This is a genomic window from Pseudomonas nunensis, assembly GCF_024296925.1.
Taxonomy (GTDB): Bacteria; Pseudomonadota; Gammaproteobacteria; order Pseudomonadales; family Pseudomonadaceae; genus Aquipseudomonas; species Aquipseudomonas nunensis.
This window is the reverse complement of record NZ_CP101125.1, coordinates 972,574-994,050: the sequence shown is the minus strand read 5'-3', so window position 1 is coordinate 994,050 and position 21,477 is coordinate 972,574. Positions and strand designations below refer to the sequence as shown.

General features: G+C 51.5%; 26 protein-coding genes and 1 pseudogene. 10 read left to right on the top strand and 17 right to left on the bottom strand.

Features of this window, described 5'->3' with window-relative positions; all coding sequences use genetic code 11:
• Positions 1 to 46 precede the first annotated feature (46 nt).
• The 3 genes and pseudogenes from NK667_RS04615 to NK667_RS04605 form a co-directional block, all read right to left on the bottom strand.
• Positions 47 to 502 (bottom strand): annotated as a pseudogene (locus NK667_RS04615) (Hsp20 family protein).
• Between the two features lie 192 nt (positions 503 to 694).
• Complete coding sequence (locus NK667_RS04610; protein ID WP_054613979.1) at positions 695 to 2,206, bottom strand: sensor histidine kinase; 1,512 nt, start codon at positions 2,204 to 2,206, stop codon at positions 695 to 697.
• Positions 2,196 to 3,017 (bottom strand): alpha/beta fold hydrolase, encoded by an 822-nt coding sequence (locus NK667_RS04605; RefSeq protein ID WP_054613978.1) that lies wholly within the window; start codon positions 3,015 to 3,017, stop codon positions 2,196 to 2,198. The genes NK667_RS04610 and NK667_RS04605 overlap by 11 nt, the downstream gene beginning before the upstream one ends.
• Positions 3,018 to 3,915: 898 nt before the next feature.
• On the opposite strand from NK667_RS04605, the gene NK667_RS04600 reads away from it, so the two are divergent.
• Together NK667_RS04600 and NK667_RS04595 are read left to right on the top strand one after the other, a co-directional pair.
• Positions 3,916 to 4,155, top strand: a complete 240-nt coding sequence (locus tag NK667_RS04600; protein ID WP_054613977.1) for a hypothetical protein — start codon at positions 3,916 to 3,918, stop codon at positions 4,153 to 4,155.
• Between the two features lie 42 nt (positions 4,156 to 4,197).
• Positions 4,198 to 4,590 (top strand): hypothetical protein, encoded by a 393-nt coding sequence (locus NK667_RS04595; RefSeq protein WP_054613976.1) that lies wholly within the window; start codon positions 4,198 to 4,200, stop codon positions 4,588 to 4,590.
• A 26-nt stretch (positions 4,591 to 4,616) separates the two neighbouring features.
• Here NK667_RS04595 and NK667_RS04590 read toward each other — a convergent pair whose 3' ends face one another.
• Complete coding sequence (locus NK667_RS04590; RefSeq protein ID WP_054613975.1) at positions 4,617 to 4,856, bottom strand: DUF1652 domain-containing protein; 240 nt, start codon at positions 4,854 to 4,856, stop codon at positions 4,617 to 4,619.
• Positions 4,857 to 5,191: 335 nt separating this feature from the next.
• Positions 5,192 to 5,452 (bottom strand): hypothetical protein, encoded by a 261-nt coding sequence (locus NK667_RS04585; protein WP_054614079.1) that lies wholly within the window; start codon positions 5,450 to 5,452, stop codon positions 5,192 to 5,194.
• A gap of 219 nt (positions 5,453 to 5,671) precedes the next feature.
• On the opposite strand from NK667_RS04585, the gene NK667_RS04580 reads away from it, so the two are divergent.
• On the top strand, positions 5,672 to 5,926 hold the full coding sequence (locus tag NK667_RS04580) for a DUF6555 family protein (RefSeq protein ID WP_083471280.1): 255 nt from the start codon (positions 5,672 to 5,674) through the stop codon (positions 5,924 to 5,926).
• 29 nt (positions 5,927 to 5,955) lie between these two features.
• Complete coding sequence (locus tag NK667_RS04575) at positions 5,956 to 6,192, top strand: hypothetical protein (protein WP_083471279.1); 237 nt, start codon at positions 5,956 to 5,958, stop codon at positions 6,190 to 6,192.
• Here the strand turns inward: NK667_RS04575 and NK667_RS04570 are convergent.
• The 3 genes from NK667_RS04570 to NK667_RS04560 all read right to left on the bottom strand — a co-directional run bounded on the left by NK667_RS04570 (position 6,189) and on the right by NK667_RS04560 (position 8,810).
• Positions 6,189 to 6,725, bottom strand: a complete 537-nt coding sequence (locus NK667_RS04570) for a hypothetical protein (protein ID WP_054613973.1) — start codon at positions 6,723 to 6,725, stop codon at positions 6,189 to 6,191. The genes NK667_RS04575 and NK667_RS04570 overlap by 4 nt on opposite strands.
• Positions 6,726 to 6,763: 38 nt before the next feature.
• Positions 6,764 to 7,693 carry a ZIP family metal transporter gene (locus tag NK667_RS04565; protein ID WP_054613972.1) on the bottom strand — a complete coding sequence of 310 codons (930 nt, stop codon included), beginning with the start codon at positions 7,691 to 7,693 and terminating at the stop codon, positions 6,764 to 6,766.
• A 232-nt stretch (positions 7,694 to 7,925) separates the two neighbouring features.
• A complete protein-coding gene (locus tag NK667_RS04560) occupies positions 7,926 to 8,810 on the bottom strand; it encodes a manganese catalase family protein (RefSeq protein ID WP_054613971.1) in 885 nt (294 codons plus the stop codon).
• A 558-nt stretch (positions 8,811 to 9,368) separates the two neighbouring features.
• On the opposite strand from NK667_RS04560, the gene NK667_RS04555 reads away from it, so the two are divergent.
• Positions 9,369 to 9,644, top strand: a complete 276-nt coding sequence (locus NK667_RS04555; RefSeq protein ID WP_083471278.1) for a DUF1652 domain-containing protein — start codon at positions 9,369 to 9,371, stop codon at positions 9,642 to 9,644.
• Positions 9,641 to 10,117 carry a DNA-binding transcriptional response regulator gene (locus NK667_RS04550; RefSeq protein ID WP_054613970.1) on the top strand — a complete coding sequence of 159 codons (477 nt, stop codon included), beginning with the start codon at positions 9,641 to 9,643 and terminating at the stop codon, positions 10,115 to 10,117. The genes NK667_RS04555 and NK667_RS04550 overlap by 4 nt, the downstream gene beginning before the upstream one ends.
• 47 nt (positions 10,118 to 10,164) lie before the next feature.
• Here NK667_RS04550 and NK667_RS04545 read toward each other — a convergent pair whose 3' ends face one another.
• Entirely contained in the window at positions 10,165 to 11,349 is a 1,185-nt protein-coding gene (locus tag NK667_RS04545) for a DUF2252 domain-containing protein (RefSeq protein ID WP_054613969.1), read from the bottom strand.
• A 229-nt stretch (positions 11,350 to 11,578) separates the two neighbouring features.
• Between NK667_RS04545 and glgX the strand changes: the two genes are divergently transcribed.
• Together glgX and NK667_RS04535 are read left to right on the top strand one after the other, a co-directional pair.
• Positions 11,579 to 13,753 (top strand): glycogen debranching protein GlgX, encoded by a 2,175-nt coding sequence (glgX, locus tag NK667_RS04540; RefSeq protein WP_054613968.1) that lies wholly within the window; start codon positions 11,579 to 11,581, stop codon positions 13,751 to 13,753.
• 99 nt (positions 13,754 to 13,852) lie between these two features.
• Entirely contained in the window at positions 13,853 to 14,533 is a 681-nt protein-coding gene (locus tag NK667_RS04535; RefSeq protein ID WP_054613967.1) for an HAD family hydrolase, read from the top strand.
• Between the two features lie 112 nt (positions 14,534 to 14,645).
• On the opposite strand, the gene NK667_RS04530 is transcribed toward NK667_RS04535, so the two are convergent.
• On the bottom strand, positions 14,646 to 15,011 hold the full coding sequence (locus NK667_RS04530) for a histone-like nucleoid-structuring protein, MvaT/MvaU family (protein WP_054613966.1): 366 nt from the start codon (positions 15,009 to 15,011) through the stop codon (positions 14,646 to 14,648).
• Between the two features lie 421 nt (positions 15,012 to 15,432).
• Between NK667_RS04530 and NK667_RS04525 the strand changes: the two genes are divergently transcribed.
• Positions 15,433 to 15,750: a hypothetical protein gene (locus NK667_RS04525; protein ID WP_083471277.1), complete on the top strand. Its 318-nt coding sequence runs from the start codon at positions 15,433 to 15,435 to the stop codon at positions 15,748 to 15,750.
• Positions 15,751 to 16,052: 302 nt separating this feature from the next.
• Here the strand turns inward: NK667_RS04525 and NK667_RS04520 are convergent, their stop codons facing one another.
• The 4 genes from NK667_RS04520 to NK667_RS04505 all read right to left on the bottom strand — a co-directional run bounded on the left by NK667_RS04520 (position 16,053) and on the right by NK667_RS04505 (position 18,769).
• On the bottom strand, positions 16,053 to 16,550 hold the full coding sequence (locus tag NK667_RS04520) for a 3'-5' exoribonuclease (protein ID WP_054613965.1): 498 nt from the start codon (positions 16,548 to 16,550) through the stop codon (positions 16,053 to 16,055).
• A 52-nt stretch (positions 16,551 to 16,602) separates the two neighbouring features.
• The gene (umuC, locus tag NK667_RS04515; protein ID WP_054614078.1) at positions 16,603 to 17,883 is read right to left on the bottom strand and encodes a translesion error-prone DNA polymerase V subunit UmuC; all 1,281 of its coding nucleotides are present in this window, start codon (positions 17,881 to 17,883) and stop codon (positions 16,603 to 16,605) included.
• Positions 17,870 to 18,304, bottom strand: a complete 435-nt coding sequence (locus NK667_RS04510) for a LexA family protein (RefSeq protein WP_083471276.1) — start codon at positions 18,302 to 18,304, stop codon at positions 17,870 to 17,872. Before NK667_RS04510 ends, umuC begins: the two co-directional genes overlap by 14 nt.
• A gap of 165 nt (positions 18,305 to 18,469) precedes the next feature.
• Positions 18,470 to 18,769, bottom strand: a complete 300-nt coding sequence (locus tag NK667_RS04505) for a hypothetical protein (RefSeq protein WP_054613963.1) — start codon at positions 18,767 to 18,769, stop codon at positions 18,470 to 18,472.
• Positions 18,770 to 18,967: 198 nt separating this feature from the next.
• Between NK667_RS04505 and NK667_RS04500 the strand changes: the two genes are divergently transcribed.
• Positions 18,968 to 19,267, top strand: coding sequence for a hypothetical protein (locus NK667_RS04500; RefSeq protein ID WP_054614077.1), 300 nt, complete (start codon positions 18,968 to 18,970; stop codon positions 19,265 to 19,267).
• 455 nt (positions 19,268 to 19,722) lie between these two features.
• On the opposite strand, the gene NK667_RS04495 is transcribed toward NK667_RS04500, so the two are convergent.
• The 3 genes from NK667_RS04495 to NK667_RS04485 form a co-directional block, all read right to left on the bottom strand.
• Positions 19,723 to 20,127: a DUF6957 family protein gene (locus NK667_RS04495; protein WP_054613961.1), complete on the bottom strand. Its 405-nt coding sequence runs from the start codon at positions 20,125 to 20,127 to the stop codon at positions 19,723 to 19,725.
• Positions 20,128 to 20,194: 67 nt separating this feature from the next.
• Positions 20,195 to 20,923, bottom strand: coding sequence for a metallophosphoesterase family protein (locus tag NK667_RS04490; RefSeq protein WP_054613960.1), 729 nt, complete (start codon positions 20,921 to 20,923; stop codon positions 20,195 to 20,197).
• 106 nt (positions 20,924 to 21,029) lie between these two features.
• Positions 21,030 to 21,452: a hypothetical protein gene (locus tag NK667_RS04485; RefSeq protein WP_054613959.1), complete on the bottom strand. Its 423-nt coding sequence runs from the start codon at positions 21,450 to 21,452 to the stop codon at positions 21,030 to 21,032.
• Positions 21,453 to 21,477 lie beyond the last annotated feature (25 nt).

Genomic DNA, 21,477 nt, shown 5'->3' with positions numbered 1-21,477 from the left:
ATGTTTAAAGTAAAAAAGGCGCTCCGGAAAGCGCCTGTTTACCTTACTACAAACTCACCTGGGGCATATCAGGTTTAGTCGAAGCGCCGATCTCGATCCGTTTAGGTTTCGCCTCTTCAGGGACAACCCGAAGCAGGTCAATCGCCATCAGACCGTTGGTGAGAGAGGCACCTTGCACCTCGATATGATCGGCCAAGCGGAATGACAAACGAAATGCCCGCTGAGCGATCCCTTGGTGAAGGTATTTCACTTCCTTATCGTTCTCACGTTTTCCGCCGGAGACAGTAAGAACGCCTTTTTCGACCTGAATATCCATGTCCTCCTCTGAGAGACCCGCTACTGCAATCACAATGCGATATTGGTCATCACCATGCTTCTATACGTTATGAGGTGGATAGGTGTTTGCGGCCTCACTGCGAAGCGCCGATTCGAACATGTCGTTGAAGCGATCAAAGCCCACGGATTGACGGAACAGAGGGGCCAACGAAGGGGTAGTCGCCATTGCAAAATCTCCTGAGTTTTCTCCAAGTGATTTAAAAACGCGACCCGATTGCGGCATCGCGTAAAACCAAAATAGATATCGATGGAAATTTTTCAAGAGACATCAAACGAAATATTTTTATCTTTAATAATCAATAGATTAATAACCAACGCCGCAACGATAACGGCTCACAAAGGTAGATCAATGGGCCTCTCATAACGGAAAAGCGGCCTTAAATTCTGTACCCCTTTCAATTGTCGAGCTGACCGAAACTGTGCCGCCATGCGCCTTCACGATTTCGCTGACAATGAAAAGCCCCAATCCAACGCTGCGACTATCTTGCGGAAGATTGACGCCGCGAGTCATCGGACTGAAAACCGTGGCGAGGAAGTCTCGAGGAATCGGTGTACCCCAGTTGTGCACCATCAACTCGAAACCTCGCTCCGTAATGGAGGAAATTATTGTCACAGGGCGATCCACCGCACCATAGGTAACAGCATTGGAAACAAGGTTACCTGCAAGCTGCGTCAGCCGATCGCTGTCAGCAATACATAAGCCTTGGCCATGCATTGAATGCAGCAGCTCTCGTTTGGGATAAACGATTCGGAGTTGCTCGACAGCCTCTGAGATGAGCAGATGCAGATCGATGGTTGTTTTTGTTACCCCTATGCCACGCCCTATTCTGGCCTGCGTGAAATCCAACAAATCGTTGATGAGCCTTCGCGCTCTTTGCGCCGCTTCCTGAGCATGCCGAACAAATTTCTGCTGCTTAGGGGACAGGCCATTCCGCTCAAGCATTTCGGTGGCAATTGAAATCACCGATAGGGGATTGCGAAGATCGTGACTCACTATCCCAATCATTTGCTCAGAGAATAGAGCACGGTCTTCTGCGGCAGCCTGCTCCCGCTTTACGTCTGTAATGTCATGAAGGATACCGACAAACTGAACGAGCTTGTTATTCGGGTCGAATGCTGCACGACCCGTTGAGAGTACCGTGCGCTGAACGCCGTCTATTCCGTTCAATCTATAAATGCAGCGATACTCTTGAGCTACCGATCCGAGAGCCGCCGAAAACAACTCAGCCTCCCTTGGCAAATCTTTGGGGTCTATGAAGCCTGAGTAAATTGCAGCGGAAACATCTTGGCTTGACGGGTAACCGAGCAATTGTGCGACGCTGTTATCGTAACGACGCTCAAGTGTCACCGGGTCGACGTCCCACACATGCATCTGTGCCGACTCTAAAGCAACTCGCAGCCTTGCATCGGCCACCGACAAGTCCCGCTGAAGAGCTAAGTGAGCTTCGAGCGAATCCTCAGCTTGCCGCTTAGAAATCAATACTTCCTGCTCGAATCGGTGCCTCTCGATCACTACAAAAGCGGAAACCTCATCGAAAGTGCCACCAATGTGCTCACGCCTTGTTGCGTTGAGAATCATGGGTACTTTTTTACCCTCAGACGTCGCAAACTCAAGCTTTATTTCGGAGACCGAACGCTGCATCTCAAGCAAAGGCATCCAGTGAGTTTGATGAAAAATTCGTCCTCCGATAGTAAGCAACTCTTGTAGTTTGCGTCGGCCAACCAGCTGATCTTTGGGGTATCCCAACCACTCGCAGAAGGTGGCATTTGCCCGGAGGATTAAACCAGCCTTGCTAGTGATAATGAGGGCGCAGGGAGCGTGCTCGTAAAGCAAGTCAGCATCGGGGAGTGGGTCGTCATTAGCCCCCATGAGCAATTCGACCCTGAACGCTTTCAATGAAGCTTTGGATCGAATTGATGCATAGATCAGGAGCACTCAGGTGCGGACAGTGCCCCACGTTTTCTATCACCTCAAGACGATTATCCGGGATGACCTTGTTGAGGTAACGACCTACTTCGACAGGCGCAATGATGTCGTCGGATGACTGAATAATCAGCGCTGGCGCCAGTAGCTTGGCCACATCATTGCGGTTATCGGATAGGAAAGTCACCCTGGCGAACCGTTTCGCAATATCAGGGTCGGTCTGGCAGAAGCTGTTAGTTAATTCGACACCAAGATGGGGTTGTCCAGGCGCGCCCATGATCGCGGGGGCCATGGAACTCGACCAGCCAAGGTAGTTGCTTTCCAAAGTCTCCAGAAGCGAGTCGATGTCCTCCCGGCTGAACCCACCAAAATACTCCCCATCGTTGATATACGACGGTGAAGGCCCAACCATGACATGCGCCCCGATGAGCTCAGGACGCATGTTTGCGGCGATTACGCCAGCCATAGCACTGACAGAATGCCCAACAAATATGACCGGGCCGTCCGCAAACTCCTCAATAATCTCCACGATGTCTTGCGCGTACCCTTTCAATGATGAGTACCTCACAATCTCGTAGGCTGAGAGGTCTGACTTCCCACAACCTACAACGTCGAAAAGAATCGTCTGAAAGCTTTTTCGAAATGCTGGCTCGACCAGTCTCCACATATTCTGATCACAGCCAAAACCATGCGCAAAAACTAAGGTGGCAGGGCCTGAACCTTGGACGCGTACATTGTTGCGAATATGGACAGACATTTAAGCCTCCTGCGCTGATCACACATGGAATTCGTTTGGGCAAGTTTAGCAGTGTAGGTCATTCACTAGCGTCGTCCGCTCTGCTCGGCGGCAAAAAATTAACCGAAAGCAAGCGAAACCAATCGGCCATCTCACCACCCTGCGCTCCCGCGTCGATCGCAGTGTTTCGAGATTTGAGTGGGTGAGCGAATTAGAGAAACGTAAGTAAAGGTCAGACCAATGTGCTTACGATAAATTCAACTTGGCAAATCAATGGCTTACTTCACAAATGTTGCAACGTATCAAACCCTCAGTCGGCTTCATTCCATCGCCAGCGGGAGTGAAAATTCAACGCTGCGACTGCAATGAGCCGTGGCTTCCCACCTTAGATTTCAGGGCTCTCGTTCGAACGGGCAGGATCTACTCCACCATCTACCGAAGCTATGCTGCAACCGCTATCAAAGGATTCAAAGGATGTGTCCAGCTAAGCCCCTAATCAACGCATTTACTTTGACCTTTCACTAATCACGGTGGCTGATACCAGAGCGTGAGCCGCAGGCGAAACCCATATCTCGACACTCCAAACCAATATTGTCCAGACAGCGCCGAGAATCAGCAAAAACGCGATAAATGATTTGGTGGTCATGAGATCACGTACCCGATAAGCAGGAAGAAAATGGAAGGTCTCAGCAGGATTTCAAAGCACATTTTTAGTTCGCGAGTCCTCACCAGTCGCTACATGATGAAGACTGCCCGAACGCCGAATCCTCACCGTCCTTTTGAATCAAATGGCCGACGCCGTTGGCCAGATCACGGGCAAAAAAACGAACCTCCGAACGCTGATATTGGTCGATTAATTCAGAAGGCACTGGTGCCTCGACTGCCACTGGGGGGCAGTTAAGAGCGTGCGGAGCAACAAATGAACGACGTCACCAATGAAATGCCTGAGGCGATTCGGCGCCAGGCGCGAAGAATCCAGCACGACATCGAGAACGCTGGGTCGATGATTGCAGCTGTCAAAAACGGCGCGAAAGCAAATGGCTTTGTGCTGGGAATAATGTGCTCCCGGGGGCTTTCTGATGAGCAATGCGATTTGCTGGCTGAGCATTTCGACAAAGTGACTGAGATGACGTTGAGGCAACTCGCTTTGGGCACCTAAAATTGTCGACAGCGATCTCTACGAAAATTACTTGGGAACGAGATGAAGTATTCCATTTTCCTAGTGGCTTTTGCCTTGATGGCGGCCTGCTCAACGTCGAGCAAAAGCAGTCCAGATACCTTGAGCCGGGTGCCGCTGGAGCGGCAGTACGCACTCACCAAAAAATCCGACGCTCATCTTGTTGTGATTAACGATCCACTACCCGTGGAAAAAAAATGCACGATCCGACTATGGATTGATGGGAGACCCGCCGCAGACTTCGCACAAAAAGAGGCAGCTGACTTCGGCCTCACATTTGGGGTACACAAGCTACTAACGCTACCGCTGGAAGGCTGTATAGGCGGTCGAATGCGAGAGACCAAAATCAATGTCAAAGCAGGCGACGCCTTGATCCAGCGAATAGATGAGATGAGCATCAATCCTGTATCGCTCTAGGTGCCGTATTGATCTGTCGGTCGTCTTCAAGCAAAATTTTTGGTTCTAGCCGCCATCTCATTACGTATTTCGCCTATCAACTCGGCAATCGCTCGGCTGGATGTCAAGCCGGAGGTGGCAATGGGCGTGACTAAGAGCTCCACCCGGCCAGTATCCTTATCGAACACCCGTATCTTTAGCGATCCGTCCGCGTTCATAGTGCAAGAACAGGAAAGGGGCAGGAAACCGCTTTCGATGATGTGTCGTAATTCTAAGTTGGATATCACGCTTGCGCCCTATGCGTAAGATTTTGTTGGTTCATAATTGTTGAGGGGCAGATCAGTAAAAAGCGTGGTGCAATAGATAAATACACCAGCCGGAAAACGCCCTTGCACGTCGAAGCTTTCCCATCAAAAGCTGCCCTCTAACCCGATGGATACGGACAGATTTCGTTGCAGGTGGTTAGTGGAAATACCGGCCCCAAAAAAGTTCAGAGTGGCTACGAGTCTCATGAACATTTCGGCGGGACTTGTGGATGGGTTCTCAGGCTATCGTGATCGAACGCATCGGAACGTGCTTCAGAAAACGAGAATCCATCGCGCGGTACAATCCTAATTCTCAGCTACATCCCGCCAGGGTGATAGTCCTCTCCCGCCACAGCACTTAAATACGCTCTATCTGCTTCCAGCCGTAAGTCACGCCACTCCACCCAGCTAATCATGTGTTGCCGATCCAACTCGTCAGCTAGACGAATTAATTCCTCATGGTGGGTATCCGGACACTCCATACGGACAGAGCAGTTTTCAAGGGCACGATGCCACATATCCAATACACGAATTTGTGCATTCAGAGACAGTGCCAGCATATTTTTGAATGAGTTCATGGCCGTGTTACACCCGAGGGATTTCAACATGAAGCATGGAAATTCGACTTAGGTTCCTGAGAGCTCACAAGAGGCACCGCCAGCGAGTAGCTAGGTTGCTAACGAGTGATGAAAATTTGGAAAACGGTCGATATTTCAGTCACCTAACATTGCCCGAAAAACGTTTTGAATTTTTTTTGGCGAGCCCACTCTTTTGTCCATGAGCGTAAGGAGGATCTCATGAACACTGATCTTTTCATCATTGAGTACAAGCTCCATGGGGAGCCGAAATCCTTCATTATCCGGACAAAGACAATGCGCAATGCAGACGCCTGGCATTGGGCGAGTTGTGATGCTGGATTAGCTCCCATACCAAAGCCTGGAAGACCGCCACTCAAAGTCATCTCCAAACCTCAAGCTGAAAAGTATGGGGTGACTGATGTGAGATGGCGTGAGTCCGCAACCTTGAATTGGACGGAGGTCTCACCCTCATAAGCGCATATATTTCGAAAGACGAAAGCGAGTTGAATAATGTCGCCGAGGTAGCTCGTTCAACTGCGCTTTTCTTCGAGGCGGATCGCCTGGAGGCACTCGCTTACAGCATCTTGGATGCTGAAGCCAAAACGGGAGAAATCTGGAAGAAATTTAAGGAGGCAAAAGCTATCGCGGACGCCAAACGAGTCGAAGCAACTAGGATTTGGATTCAAGCAACACGCCAGAAAAAACCGACGAGTCCTAAGCTTGGTACTCAATCTGTCTAGGCCCCCGGATTTGTGAATTGGATGTAGACAGACCAGATAGCTAGCAGAATCCAAAACGTCGCGAAGATCCAAGGTGTACGAACGGAAAATAGCAGAGCCTTTCGATACCCCTTGTGCGTCGACTCGCGTTCACTGAACAACGGAGATTCGTCATACGCGAGCCCCATCATTGGTTCACTCCTCAGAAGCTCGCTCTGTTTGTAATACCAGTGATCGATGATGTCGTAGGCCGCCCGAATTCCTGGCCATGCATTCAGCGAGCTAAGAACTCCCAACAGTGCGAGAAATGGCGGCACGACTAAAGTGAAAAGCTTTCCCCATTCGGGATTGAGATTGGCCATACAAGAAGCAAAGGCGATGACCAAAAAGGATTGCGCGGCCAGATAAGCGTCTGTTCGATTGGCCAAGATGCTCGTCTCGTATTGGATTTCTCTCCGATAAAAATCCAGACGTTCTTTAGGCGATCCGAACATCTTGGCGTTGTGCGCGCTCAGTTCTGTTTCGTATAAATGCGAAGTCAAAATTTTAGGCACTATTTGTTCTCTCAGACCAATTGATATGACTCTGGTGTTCAACCCAATGCCGTATCAAGAAACATCATCACACCGAAACCCAGCATCAATCCCAGCGTCGCTGGCGTTTCGTGACCATTGCGATGTGTCTCGGGGATAGCTTCATGGGAAACAACAAAGATCATCGCTCCTGCTGCAAGACCTAAAGCAACGGGGTAGCCCAATGCGAAACTTGTGGAGATACCAAGGCCGACGACAGACCCTAAAGGTTCCATCAGACCTGATCCCACGGCGATCAATGCAGCACGCATTGCGGAGATGCCGGTCACGCGCAGGGCCAATGCAACAGCAAGGCCTTCTGGGATATCCTGAATGGCAATTGCTGTCGTCAGCGGCAAACCAACCTTCATGTCTCCATTGGCGAAGCTGACACCGATCGCCATGCCCTCAGGCAAGTTATGCAGCGTAATTGCAAGGACGAAGAGCCACACTCGATTGAACCGCTGCGCCTCGGGGCCTTTACGTCCACTCTCCAAATGCTCGTGAGGGACGAAGCGCTCCAACCCGATCATAAGCGCCACGCCCAATCCCAGACCCAGCACCACGACACACGCAGCAAAAAGTTTGTTATCACAAATAGACTGCGCCGCCGCGATGCCTGGGAGGATAAGTGAAAAGGAACTGGCAGCGAGCATCATACCGGCTGCAAACCCTAGCATGGTGTCCTGCGTGCGGGCTGTAATGTCGCGCAAGATCACTGCTACAACCGCACCTAGAGCAGTCGCACCAAAGCCCGAAAGTCCACCGATGAGTGCATAGTGCAGGTTGACACGGTTTGCGCCGGTGAAGGCGCTGTAACCGCTGATAAGCAACAAGATGGTCACCCCAATAAGGGTTGACCAAAAAACCATGCCTACCCACCCGCCATTTTTTTCAGAGTCGAATCCAGAACGCCACGATGCCTTAACAGGTAAGGATGGTTCGGACATGACGCCTCCTAATTACCGTCGGATTGCTTTTTAGAATCTCTCCTGGCGACGGTGAGAATCTGTTTCGATATACGTTGCGCTTCTCGCTCAAACGACATTGCGGTGGAGTCAAAGAGACGCGAAAAGCGTTCTACGGATACTGCGGAAAAATTCTTCGAATTAGAAAACATTTGGTTCACCTCAACGCTTCAACTAAAGCACCGCACGCCAGAACGGCGTGCGGTGACCTCCATTAGACTTCTTCACGCCCTTGAACCCCTGCACCCAAATCAGCACCAGTGATTGGATTACTTTCCGGGTCAGACATAGTCCGAGCTTTTAAGTCCATCAGCAGCGAGTCTTCACCCTCGCTCAGTTCCACAGTTGCGGTGCCATCGCCACCGTCGACTGCTGGCTTGGGGTCTTCCACATAATCCCAATCGTCACCTTGATTCCATGGCCCGCGAGTGCTTTCTGCGCCTTGGGACATGTTGAAATAAACGTTGGTGAAATCAGGCATGCCTGGAAGCTTGCCTTGCGGGAAGTTCGGCTGGATCGAGTGCAGCGCTTTTTCGAATGACAGTTGATGCGCGATTTCGCGAGTCATAAGAAACCCCAATGCCTCCTTCACACCAGGGTCATCCGTAACGTTCATCAGACGTTCGTAAACAATCTTGGCGCGTGCTTCGGCGGCAATGTTGGAGCGCATATCCGCTGTGGGTTCACCGATGGTATCGACGTAAGCTGCCGACCAAGGTACACCCGCAGAGTTGGTCAGTGGCGCACCAGCGCCGTACAACAGCGCGGTGATATGTGAGTCATTGCCGGCGCCGTTAATAGCACGATACAACTCGCCCTCTTCTTCCACGCCTTCGGCCAAGCGGCCTTTGGCACCTTTGTTAAGCATCACAATGATTGAACCGACGATCTCAAGGTGGCTTAGCTCCTCGGTGGCAATGTCCATCAGCAGATCCTTTCTTCCTGGATCATCTTCGGCCAATGCTTGGGTGAAGTATCGAGACGCAGCCGCCAGCTCTCCCTGCGCTCCACCAAATTGCTCAAGTAAAAGGTTCGCCAACCCTGGGTTAGGTTGGGCAACGCGCACGGTGTATTGAAGTCGTTTGTTATGTAAAAACATGACGAATCTCCTCAGGCCTAAAGGCGTCGATACTCAATCGGTGATTTACCGAATGCGACGTCCACAGTCATCTGAAGGCGATGCGTTGTGGAAAATTTTATAAAGATTTAGGGATCGCGACAGGCGGTTTTTAGCCGTGCAAATTACCCGTTTTACCTCCGGTCGTCGGTCACCCTTCAATCGATTAAAACTTTTCTTTCGCCGCTTACCTCAACCGCAGTCATGACAACTTCAAGCTCTTGTTTCGATTCGGAGGGACGCCTTCAGCTATCGGCATCACCCGACGCCGACAGTGATGAGAAAAAGCGAGAAGAACACTAATGACCTCGTTGACGAAGTCCCACGAATTGGTAGCGGTGTAGACCTGCGCGACCAATGCATGCCGAACCTTCCCGAGCGTAAAAGGGTCTAAGGATGAAGGCCGTAAAGGGCTAATATTAAGGGTGAGCCCCTAGCCAATAAATAGGTCAAGCCCTATCAAGCGCGTACTTTCACGACGCTTCCTCATAATCCTTCAGACAAAAGTCATTTGGCTGGCTCCCGTCGAGACGACCGAGCATGCTGTCGATTCTAGAAATTCGCCATTTAGTCGAGCAAAGTTTTCTGCCAATTCGTTGTGAATGCACTGTCGATCTGGGAGCGGCATTGACTGTACGTTTCTTCCACGACAGGTCAAATCAAGAAGTACTTGTCGTCACCGGTATTTCTGTGGCTCAACTGAGTAATGGACATGCCATCGCAAACCTCATCGAGGGGCTCCGACAAGACCTCGAACTCTCAACGTCTGCTCCTGGCTACGCAGTCAATAATCAGGCTTTTGGGTTGCAGCGATGATGAAACCTAATTCTTCGCAGCTAAACAAAATTGACCCAATACATACCTTCGATGCCCCACAACCGGCTTATGGTGACGTAATCATCATTGATGAGAATGCAGCAGTCCGATTACTGTTAGCTGAAATATTGACTGAATTCGGCTTCAGTTCCGTCATTTTCGACCATGCAGAAGCTGCTATGAGCCATCTTGTGGATGTCCAAGGAAAGTGCCCGCTGATAATTGCTGACCAGGGAATTTCGAACGTTTCCGAGGCCCTAGACTTTGTTAAAATGGCGGGAGACGAGTGGCCATTAATTCCATCGATTCTCACGTCAGGTCACGTGATAGAAGACCATCTGATTCCCTCCTCCTCGTCCTTTCTAAGGAAACCATACACGCTTAATCAATTAGAAAGCACAGTGACAGCTGCGCTCTCAAGGGCGAGCCATATGCCTCAGACAAGGGACGCTTCTAAGACCACGTTGGGTTGACGCGGCGCTTGCGCTGTTACCAAGACTTACCGCGCCCAACCCTCGACTTAATGTTCAAGCGCATAACGACGGCAGTGTTCCAAGTAACCTCTCTCATGATTTCCGACCAATTGAACGACACTCGACCAAAGCCAAGAAGGTGCATCGAGTGTCTTTGATCGGCAAGCTCGAAGGTCGCCAATCCAAGAAGATCGAGTAGCCATGTCCATCTGCCTTGCGTGAGCAATTCCAACCACTCGCGCCAGGTAACCGGCTGCAAGCATTGCATCTCGTTGGCTCAACTGATCCAGCTCCAGCTTCATGTCTTGAGGGAGCAGCTCACGAATAAAAAATCCATGATCGAGCACACGTGTTGCCAGCATCCGATTGCCCAAGCCGGGCGAAAGAAAACGAGCCCCCTCTACGACTCGCTTACCATTATCTCTTGGCATTGCAGCTCTCGCTGCCCGAGGAGCTACCGCACTAACTGCCTCTTTGATATCTAGCAGGCAAAATTCTTGATTGTCCTCATCACCCACCCCTAACAACACCGCGTACCGTTTCAAACCCAGCGAGCTGCAGCCTTTCACCCAATACGCAGAGTCGAGCATTTCAACTGGGTCATCTTCAGACCTGCCTTTGAGTGAGGTCACCAGAGTGTGGATTTCAGAGGTGGCGCAAAGTGTTTTTAGAGCATTGCGCTCGGCTCGGGAAAGAGACCAAAAATGCTTGCCGAGGGGGATCGTGGGACGAGTGTCCTCAATGCGCTCTTTTGCCAAATGCTTCCACGTCCTTTGTACTGCGTTACGCATCCCGGCTTTTACTTGAGCAGGTCGAGGTGGTTCTTCGTCGACATCGTCTTCGAACGCTTGCTCATACCCACGCATCATCTCTTCGAGCATTCGAGCAGTTGCAACGCCAGGTAGATCAGACCCACGAGCTGCGGTCGCTAATGACAAAGCCAGCCTTACCAAGTCATGTGCAGGATTGCCAATAACTGTCTGATCAAGATCGCGAATATGGATGTCAATCCGGCCTTTTAGATCACCCGTCGGCCCAAGGTTTCCCGCGTGACAATCACCGCAGATCCAAACGGGTGGCCCACTTGGAAGACGCCTCCCAGACTGACTATGTAGCCATTCATAAAACTGAGTAGTGCTCCCTCGCACATAGGCGTGAGCAGATCGAGCCATCTTCAAATTTCTAAGCTGGGAAAGTGGTTCAAGTCGTGCGGACGGGCGAGGCGTTTTCATGAGGAATTCTTAAAGGGCTGAAACCAGTGGACTCCCGCGCAGCCTCAGATGTTTCAAAATATTACAGCGCATCAAAATGATTCATGCGGGTTCTCCCACTCGAGAATGTTCCGCATCGGCCACGCACAAATGCCCTGCAAATATCCTGAACTGTTCCGCACTCCGGGCTTCTATCGATAGACCGCGTTGGTTATTCGCCCAACCTAAATTTTCTCCGGAGTGCTTGATCATGTCTGATCAAACAGCGAGCGACAGTGCATCAAGCCAAGATCGTCCAGCCACCCGCGTCAGTGAAGGCCTTCCCTATCCTTTAGGCGCAACGTGGGACGGTTCGGGCGTCAACTTTGCAATTTTTTCGGCGAATGCCACAAAGGTTGAGCTGTGCCTATTCGATGCTGAAGGTCAGGAAGAAATTGAACGCATTGAGTTACCGGAATTCACCAATGAGATTTGGCATGGCTACCTTCCTGATGCTCGGCCAGGCACCCTATACGGGTATCGAGTGCACGGCCCATACGATCCGGAAAATGGTCATCGTTTTAATCACAACAAATTGCTGATCGACCCTTATGCCAAGCAGATCTCGGGTGAACTGCAATGGGACGATGCGCTGTTCGGCTACACCGTAGGACATGAAGATGGTGACTTGTCATTCGATGAACGTGATAGCGCACCTTTCATGCCTCGCTGTAGGGTCATCGACCCTGCCTTCACTTGGGGCAATACAGCAAAGCCGAACGTGCCTTGGGAAAATACTGTTTTTTATGAGGCCCATGTACGCGGTTTTACCATGCGGCACCCTGCGGTTCCGGAGTCTGAACGCGGCACCTTTGCAGCTTTCCATCAATACGATGTCGTCGAATACATTCGCTCGCTCGGCGTGACGTCTGTAGAGCTAATGCCTGTGCATTACTTCCTGGATGACAATCATCTCCTAGAAAAAGGACTGCACAACTTCTGGGGCTACAACACGCTTGGCTTTTTTGCTCCGCACGCTCGCTATATGGCAGGACAGTCCATCGGCGAATTCAAAGTCATGGTCTCGCGATTTCACAAGGCAGGGTTGGAGGTGATTTTGGATGTGGTCTACAACCACACCGCCGAGGGCAACGAGATGGGCCCTACCCTGTCACTCAAAGGTATCGACAACGCCAACTACTACCGCTTGATGCCCGACGATGCCCGTTATTACATCAATGACACAGGTACCGGCAACACACTCAATATGAGCCATCCCTGCGTGCTGCAGATGGTGACCGACTCCTTGAGATATTGGAGCTCGGAGATGGGCGTGGACGGGTTCCGCTTCGACCTGGCGACTATCCTTGGCCGGGAACCAGACGGATTCAGCGAGGGAGGCGGCTTCCTTGATGCGTGTCGTCAGGATCCAGCGCTCGCGAAGGTGAAGCTTATAGCTGAACCCTGGGACTGCGGCCCCGGGGGTTATCAAGTCGGCAATTTCCCTCCGGGCTGGATGGAGTGGAATGACAAGTTTAGGGACATCTCGCGCGCCTTCTGGAAAGGTGACGACGAAATGCTAGGTGACTTTGCCAAGATATTTCTCGGCTCGGGTGACCAGTTCAATCGACGTGGCCGCAAGCCGGCTTCATCGGTCAATTTCATCACCGCCCACGATGGCTTCACGCTGAACGACCTCGTCTCGTATAACGAGAAACACAACGAGGCCAACGGCGAAGATAACCGTGACGGGCACTCCGACAACAGGTCGTGGAACTGTGGTGTCGAGGGGCCAACCGAAGACCCTGCCATCATCGAGCTGCGTTATCGGCAGATGCGCAATCTTCTCGCCACGCTCTTCCTGTCCCAAGGCACGCCCATGCTCTTGGCAGGCGACGAGTTTGCTCGTACCCAAGGTGGTAGCAACAATGCCTATTGTCAGGACAGTGAGATCGGCTGGGTCGATTGGAATGTGAGTGAGAAAAGTGGCGAGCTCCAGGAGTTTGTCAGGTACCTGATCGACTTGCGCAATCGCTACCCACTGCTTCGTCGCAACCGCTTTTTCACCGGGGAGTATGACGAGAGCCTCGGCGTGAAAGACGTGAGCTGGATCCAGCCGAGCGGTGATGAAATGGGTATGGAGCAATGGCAGGACGGCAGCAACCGTTGCATGGGCATCCTGCTGGACGGTCGCACTCAAACGAGCGGTATTCGCCGGGAAGGAGTAGATCATTCGCTTTTGATCATCGTCAACGCGCATCACGATGTAGTGGGCTTTAAACTGCCTGAAGTGCCACAAGGCAAACAGTGGGCTCTCCAATTGGATACTAACCAGACAGATTTTGACCCTGGTGAATCGTTTTCTTTTGGAGATGAATACCAAGTAACCGGGCGTTCAGTGCTGATGTTCGAGCTGAAAAAGCCCTCAGCGAAAAAGCGGAAGTGAAACGCGATAAAACCGCAGCGGCGTTCGTGCTCTGCGGTTCCACCAACACTTCAAAACCAGGTATCTACCGCTTGAACTTTTATCTAGGAGGTGACACGCATGCGCCAGCAAACCTCGTTCATATTTGATCTGGATGGCACGTTAACTGATAGCGTTTACCAGAATGTCTTTGCGTGGAAAACTGCGCTGGATGCAGAAGGCATTCCGTTAGCCATGTGGCGAATTCATCGAAAGATCGGTATGAGCGGCGGACTGATGCTTAAGATGTTAGCCCGTGAAACCGGACTGGAGATCAATCCAGATCAGGCTAAAAGACTTAGTGATAAACATGCTAAAGCCTACAAAGAGCTGCAGAGTCAGATCAGCGCTCTCCCTGGCGCCATTGAACTTCTGGATACTCTGAACCACGACCAGCTCAAGTGGTGCATTGCCACAAGCGGTGGGATGGATACCGCAGCAATTAATCTCAAGGCGTTAGGTCTCGACATCGCAGACGTAAATCTCATCACCCGTGATGACGTCAAATATGGCAAGCCCGATCCAGACCTGTTCCTCGCGGGTGCAGCCAAACTCGCTGTGCCTATCGAAGAATGCCTGGTGATAGGAGATGCCATCTGGGACATGCTCGCCGCCAGACGCTGTAAGGCAACCGGTATAGGGCTGCTTTCTGGTGGCTACGACACGGGTGAGCTCGAGCGTGCAGGGGCACTCAGAGTCTACGAAGATCCACTGTCTCTGCTGCAGCACCTGGATGAGGTTGCCTCCCGTCCGAGCTTCTAGTGCAGGTGAGCGTGTATGACGCAAGTGATAACCTAAATGCCAACACCCTGAGACCCACTATTAATCGATATTAAAAAAGGCCCTCGCGGGCCTTTTTGTACTCAAACCAAACTCATTTGGTCAGCCAGGACTCGACAGTGTCCGAACCGTGTTCCGCCTTCCACTCTTTCAAAGTTTTGTGGTTGCCACCTTTAGTTTCCACGACTTCGCCAGTTTTAGGATTCTTGTAAATCTTCACTTGGCGAGGTTTGCGGCTGCCGGATTTCTGCTCTGCCGCTGGTGCTTTGCGACCGGCATGTGGATCAAGCAAATTGACGATGTCTTTTAGGCTATAGCCGTACTTGGCCAGCAAAGCACGAAGCTTCGTTTCGAATTCGATTTCCTGCTTAAGGCCTGCATCCCCTTTCAAAGTTTCAAGTGCTGCAAGTTGTTCGGCGAGATGTTTTTCAAGTTGGCGGAATTCTGCGAGCTTAGACATGGAAAACCTCTTCTGGATTAGTATTCTAACGGTACACCAAAAAGACAAACTTGCATCAATATGCGGATCAGGCAGCTCTATTTCCACCATTAAATTTGAATCACACAAGCGGCACAAGGTCACCTACTAGGAGAATCTGAAGACGACAAAGCAAAGGGAGATATTTATGAGCCTTGCAATGACCACCGTCAGCATGATTGGCGCATGGACGGCGATAGCAATTTCCATGTTGTAGGGAATGCTGCGAAACACACGCCGGCAGCATTCATTTGTTCAGGACGAAACTGTCGCTGATGCCCCCTGTAAACACTCTCCTACGCGGCGAGCCTTGTCGTTTCGCACCACTCAAAACTGATCCCTCAGTGATAGCTTGAGCAGATATCAGCTGGGGAGTTCACGAATACAATGGGAAACCATAAAAATGTATCCGACGACTCCAGACGGTCGCTACTTCGTAGTCAAAGGCAAGCTATGGCGTTGCACCAACCCGTCGCTGAATGAGGTTGACCGGCAACGTGCTGTTGACAAGCTGATGGCAGCGCGTCGTGCGGTGAAGGCAGCGATAGCCTCTGGAGATGACGAGCAATTGTCGGCGGCAAGAGCATGCGTGCAAAAAGCTAAAGAGACGCTAGGGGAGCGCGGGCCGGTTTGGTGGGACGATGGCAGCCCAGACTTCAATAGAAAGCAGGTTGCCAATACACCCTACTCTGATTGGTACCTTGCGCTACAGCGTTGCTAGGTATCTCAAAGGCGTTCTCGCGCGGCTGTCGAAGCACCGGCAAGTGAGATCGAGCAGCTATTGCCTTATCAATGGGTGTCCGCTGAGTCATACAGGATGAATACAGCAGACGATCACTGTTAAATGGCGTATTGCTTCGATGCCTGAACCGAGGCTTTTAAAAGTGAGAAATTATGGCTCAGCAATAATTATGGCGGAGCCATAATTTGGAATAATCCAGCTTGGCATCCCCATCGTTGGTGAAACTCGATTTATCTGCAGTCCACCGTCCAAAGCAGATCGACCTCTGAAGTGATGCACCGCTACGGTGATAAAACCAACCGAGAGGCCAAGGCCATACAGAGCTCTGCAAGCATCCGCGCGTCCAGCAACGCATGGTGTGGCGGATCAACCAGCACTACCTGTTCAAGAGCTTCCGCACTCACCTGATTGAACAAGATAGTAAGGTTGGTCGGTTGACTCACAACCTGGAGTGGCCAGGGTTGATGATCTGCACAAGCGAGATCACAGAAAAAACCCCAATCCCAATGTGGCGCATCAGAACAGACCTCAAGTTCCTCGGCGAAGCTCCCCAGAAATCTTCGAAGAGATGCCTGGGCTTCCCTTCGCGACTGACCACATAGCGAATGATCAAGCTGCGGCAAAACGTTGTGGATGACGAAGTCACTGCAGTCTTCAACTGCATAGGTATCCGTCAGCTCAACGTAAAACTCTTTGCCAGACTCAGATACTAGCGCCAGGGATATCAGCTTCGAGTCTCGATTCAGCTGAGTAAATTCGCAATCTAGGAATATCTTCAACGACCGATCCTTTCATAGGTTTTCTAGCGTGACCTGAGCCCTGCTCATCTGACTATTTACAGTACACTGTCCATAGCTGATCAACCCGCGTCGTAAAACTCTGGCTCATCATCTCCCGGCGCATCCCCCAGTCTGGATCAGTTGGCACACTCGCGAGACGCATCGTCCCCCTACCCCACCTGCCATTGATGGCATCTAAAACGCCCATTACTTTCTCGGTCGCTTCCGGTTGAGAGATCGAAAACAAGTCGTCGGTGTACTCGCCCTTCTGGCATAGGTTGACCAGAAGCACCTCAGCTTTGCTGTATTTGAAACCAGGTCGGAAGACTCGATCCACTGCTTCCACGGCAGCCTTTGTCATCAACCGGACATCGTCAGTTGGGTACGGTAATTCGACCAAGACTCCATTAGCGTATTTGGCTTCCTCCGGATTGAACATACCGGTGCGAATGCTGACCCTTATTTTCTTGCACAAGGACTTCTGAGCCCGAAGTTTCTCCGTGGCTCGCATCATATATGTAGCGACCGCCTCCTTGATCGTCGCTATCTCGGTGAGACGTTTGCCGAACATTCGACTGCAGCAAATTTCCTGCTTTGGTGGATCAGGCTCGTCAAGCTCAAGGCATGGCGTACCCGCGAGCTCCCGCGCCGTCTTCTCAACCACTACGCTGAATTTCTTACGCAACGTCCAGGGATCGGTTTTGGAGAGATCCCAAGCGGACTTAATGCCCATGCCTTCGAGGTGAAGAGTCATCTTGCGTCCAACTCCCCAGACGTCCGAGACCGAGCATTTCTTCAGCACCCAATCGCGCTTGGTTTGGTCACGAAGATCAACCACACCACCACTCTGTACTTGCCATTTTTTAGCGGCGTGATTGGCCAGCTTGCTGAGGGTTTTAGTGCCAGCGATACCAACACCGACAGGGATTCCAGTGCCGCGATATACCTGCGCACGGATACGACGACCAAGCGCCTCAAGATCACCTGGCACACCTGATAAATCCGCGAACGCCTCATCGATGCTGTACACCTCGACAGCTGGCACGAGCGATTCGATGACACTCATCACTCGCTCGCTCATGTCACCATAAAGGGCATAGTTCGATGAAAACGCGACGATGCCATGCTGCTTGAGTTTGTGCTTGATCTGAAAGAACGGCTCACCCATTTTCACGAAAGGTTTTGCGTCATAGCTGCGGGCAATCACGCATCCATCGTTGTTGCTGAGCACCACGATGGGAGTCTTGGCCAAGTCTGGACGGAAGACTCGCTCACAGCTCGCGTAGAAGCTGTTGCAGTCGATGAGAGCGAAGACGGGCTCAGGCTTTTGGATCATGAGCACGCACACTGAATGTCACCACTCCCCAGATGATCAGCTCATCGCCTTCGAGGATGTATCGTGGCGGGTAACCTACGTTCTCGGACATCAAGATGACATTGGGCCCACGTTTGCAAAGGCGCTTGCAGACCGGCTCACAATTAACAGCAGCAATCACGATGTGCCCATGCTCAGCGGTGATCGAGCGATCAACAACCGCCATATCACCATCAAATATTCCAGCACCTTCCATGCTGCTTCCTTCGATGCGCACCAGATAGATATGCGGTGCTCGAATGTCCAGAAGCTCGTCGATAGATATGTGTTGCTCAAGGTGATCCGCAGCCGGCGATGGGAAGCCTGCAGGGACTTTGAAGGAGTAAAACGGAAGCTGGACTCCCCCTGCTGCAAGTGGGCCGAGGATGGTGACGCTCATGAGCAATGCCTTAACTGAAACTGTATATACATACAGTTAACGTCGAAGCGCGCTTGCGGTCAATCTCGCGAAAGGAAATTTCGACCGATGGATTTGCGACAAGCGTAACTACCAGGTCTGCCGAATAAGATGAGGCGCTGCGTTTGTGATTGGACGTGGGCTCTGTCAGTCGTCTGCCCAAGGATCGAACTTGTCCCCATACCTAGCGTGTAAGGCGCGATTGCGCTCGATCCGCCTTATCCACGGATCGTAATCCTCAGGCAACGCTGCGAGCTTAGCGCTGATGATGATTTGCAATGCTTCGTCACGCAGTAACCTGCTGGTCAGCTCGCGGTATTGACCACGCGTAACCACACCATAAACGGCATGATTGTCTTTTACGTAGAGGTCGGTCATCCCCACCCGCAGATGGCCATATATCTTTACGTCATCGGGGTAGATGTCCTCTAGGCTGAGGTATCCCATATCGAACTCCGGGCTAGGAATGTACTCGCTGAATAGCACTGCCTGTACGCGCCACAACGTTGAAAGACGCCACCGAAAGCGGGCACCATCATTGATGTCGCCCCTTCGCGCCAGCGCCTATAAAAACCAGCCAACAACAAGCGATATAGTGTGCGCATGATAGCCTCCGCTCAGTTATCACCGTTCCGAGAATCTGCTTTGAACACACCAAACGTACATGCCGATTTCAACACTCTGATCAACGCCCCGAAATTTTCCGATGACCCCGTTGGGCACCGTCAGAAAAAGCGGTGGGAGCTCATCGCTGTAGACATTTACAAAAGCACATCCAAAGAGGCACTGCTCGAAGCTAAGGGCAGAGCCGAAGGCTATATCCACGGTCTTGTGGACGCTGGGCATTTGTCGACCAGAGACACCGACCGCGACTATCTCATTTTGAGCATCGTCCAACGGCGGCGTGAGTTTTTGAAGAAATTGCTTAACGATTACGGCTATTGAGCCAGCCGCATCGGAGTCGCACGAAACCTAGTTGGTGGCCTGAGCATCACTCAGCACGGGTCAGCGGAGTGAAGAAGCTTGAGAAAGCTCGCTCTTCCGAGGTCTCGCTTGAAGCTAGCGATGACGTAGTTGCCGTCTTGGGTTTCGAGCAGCCAAAACCGCCCTTCTTTCCTCGCTGACTGAATTTTACCTGTCCGGAGAATAGAACCATCCACCCTATGGTACGCATCGTCACGCTCAGCATGGTCGAAGGAAACGCCCAGGCATGTGTCATCCGCGAAGACAGCGTCGCTAATGAAAGCAGTGACTGGCACCGTGTATTTTCGAAGGCTTGCTCGCACCAAGCGACTCAGCTGAAAGTCGCTTAAATCTTTACTGTGGAACTCCAACTCAGTTACTTCTGGCATCAAACCCATGCTCCAAAACGACTCTGTTTAATTGTCTGCGAGCATCGCTCACCCTGCTTTCATCGAAAAAGCAGCACCAATGCTGGCCTCTTTTCTCAGTCCTGGCCCGAGGAGGAGATAGACCGTACTTTTGGTTTCAAACATGGAGCCTTCAGTGAAAGACACACCGAAATTGCTGCGCACCCACATTTGAGGCTGGAAGCGGCCTTTGCTGTCTAGGACGATTTCGTGAGCGAAAAGCGTTGCGGGAAGTAGACCGAGCCCGGTGAGCTTTTCTTTCTCATCAGAGTTAACCGTAAGGTCGATCAGGATCCACTGCTTCACAACACAGAAGGCTTTGCCAGGGAAGGCGTTTGCGGCCAATGCAATCAGCTCGTCCTGGGTGCCCTGCCAGCCGGCCACCTCCTCGCCTGCGCCGTAAAGGAGCTGGGAGATCTCTTTTAACGTAACCATGTGAGTTTCTCGAATTCGTACGCAGCGAAATTCAGTTCGCTGAGGTTCGTTGGTGAACGACTATTCATCAAATCTCGATCAGAAAATCCGGATTGAAACCGGTTTGTTGATTCGGATAGCCGCGAGGGTTGGAGATCACACGGCACCCATTCGTGAGGAAATCCGCTGAGACGTGAGTGTGCCCATAAACCCAAAGATCGGCCCTGCCTACGAGCTCCTTCCAGTCATTGGCATAAGCAGCCACCAGGTGTGTGGGAAGCTCATCACCAACGTAATCCAGTACCGGTGCATGGTGCGTTACTACAACTGTTTCGCCATCGAAAGGTTTGTCGAGTTCCTGTGTGAGCCAGGCATAGGCTGCTTTAGATTTAGCGATCAAATCATCGGGACGAAGGCGTCGGTAACTCTCATCTGTTCGGATGGCAGTGAAGTCGTTCATTCGTTCCCAAGCGGCGCGTTTCGCCGCAACGGCGTCGCCGGTCGACGAGTAGTCTGTCCACGCTGTAGTGACCAAAAACCTGGTTTGGTTGAGGGTCAAAACTTCATTTTCGAGTACATGGACATGTGGCGCGGCGGCGTCCTTCATTTTTTGAAGCGTGCGATCAATGTGGCCGCTGTAGTACTCATGATTTCCACAGACGTAGATCACAGGGCAATGGAATGTGTCGTTCGCCCAGTTCACTCCGCGAGATTTGATATCAATGTCACCAGCGAGAATGACTACGTCCGCGTCGCTAGGGGTGGGCTCGAATCGAGCGAAACCGAGGTGAAGATCTGAGTAAATCTGAATTTTCATAGCAGACGACCACTTTCGATTTAGTTGTACATTGCATACAGCTGCGGCCGGCGGCCTCCGAGCATGGCGCGCCTTGCCGGGAGAGGCTGCGGGTTACGTACTCGGATTAAAAAATCACTCGAAGCCCTTTGAGAGAGTGAGGGTCAACAAGACGTCCTGGGGCATCGGTATAAGCCTTTTCATCGCCTATGTTATGAAGGCAAACACGAGCTCCATTGGAGTCATATCCGACCAACAGCCCCGAAAGCATTTCCATCTTCCACTTACCAGTTCTATTCATCCAGCCGGGCGTGACGACCTGAATCTCCGTAACGAGAAACTCACTGGTTTGTTGAGAAAGTATTTCTTCAAGCTTATCGACGTCGCTAATCATCAGGGAACGTGGCCATACCTTGCCATCCAAGCACTCTTCAAGGACGACGTGATACCACGGATGAGCTAAGTGGCGTTCAAACATGCGCCAGTTCGAATATCCATCTCCAAAAATATTAGGAGCGCCCTCGGCAGCGGTCTCATGACTTCTAAACATTTCACATTCCCGTGGATCTACAGAC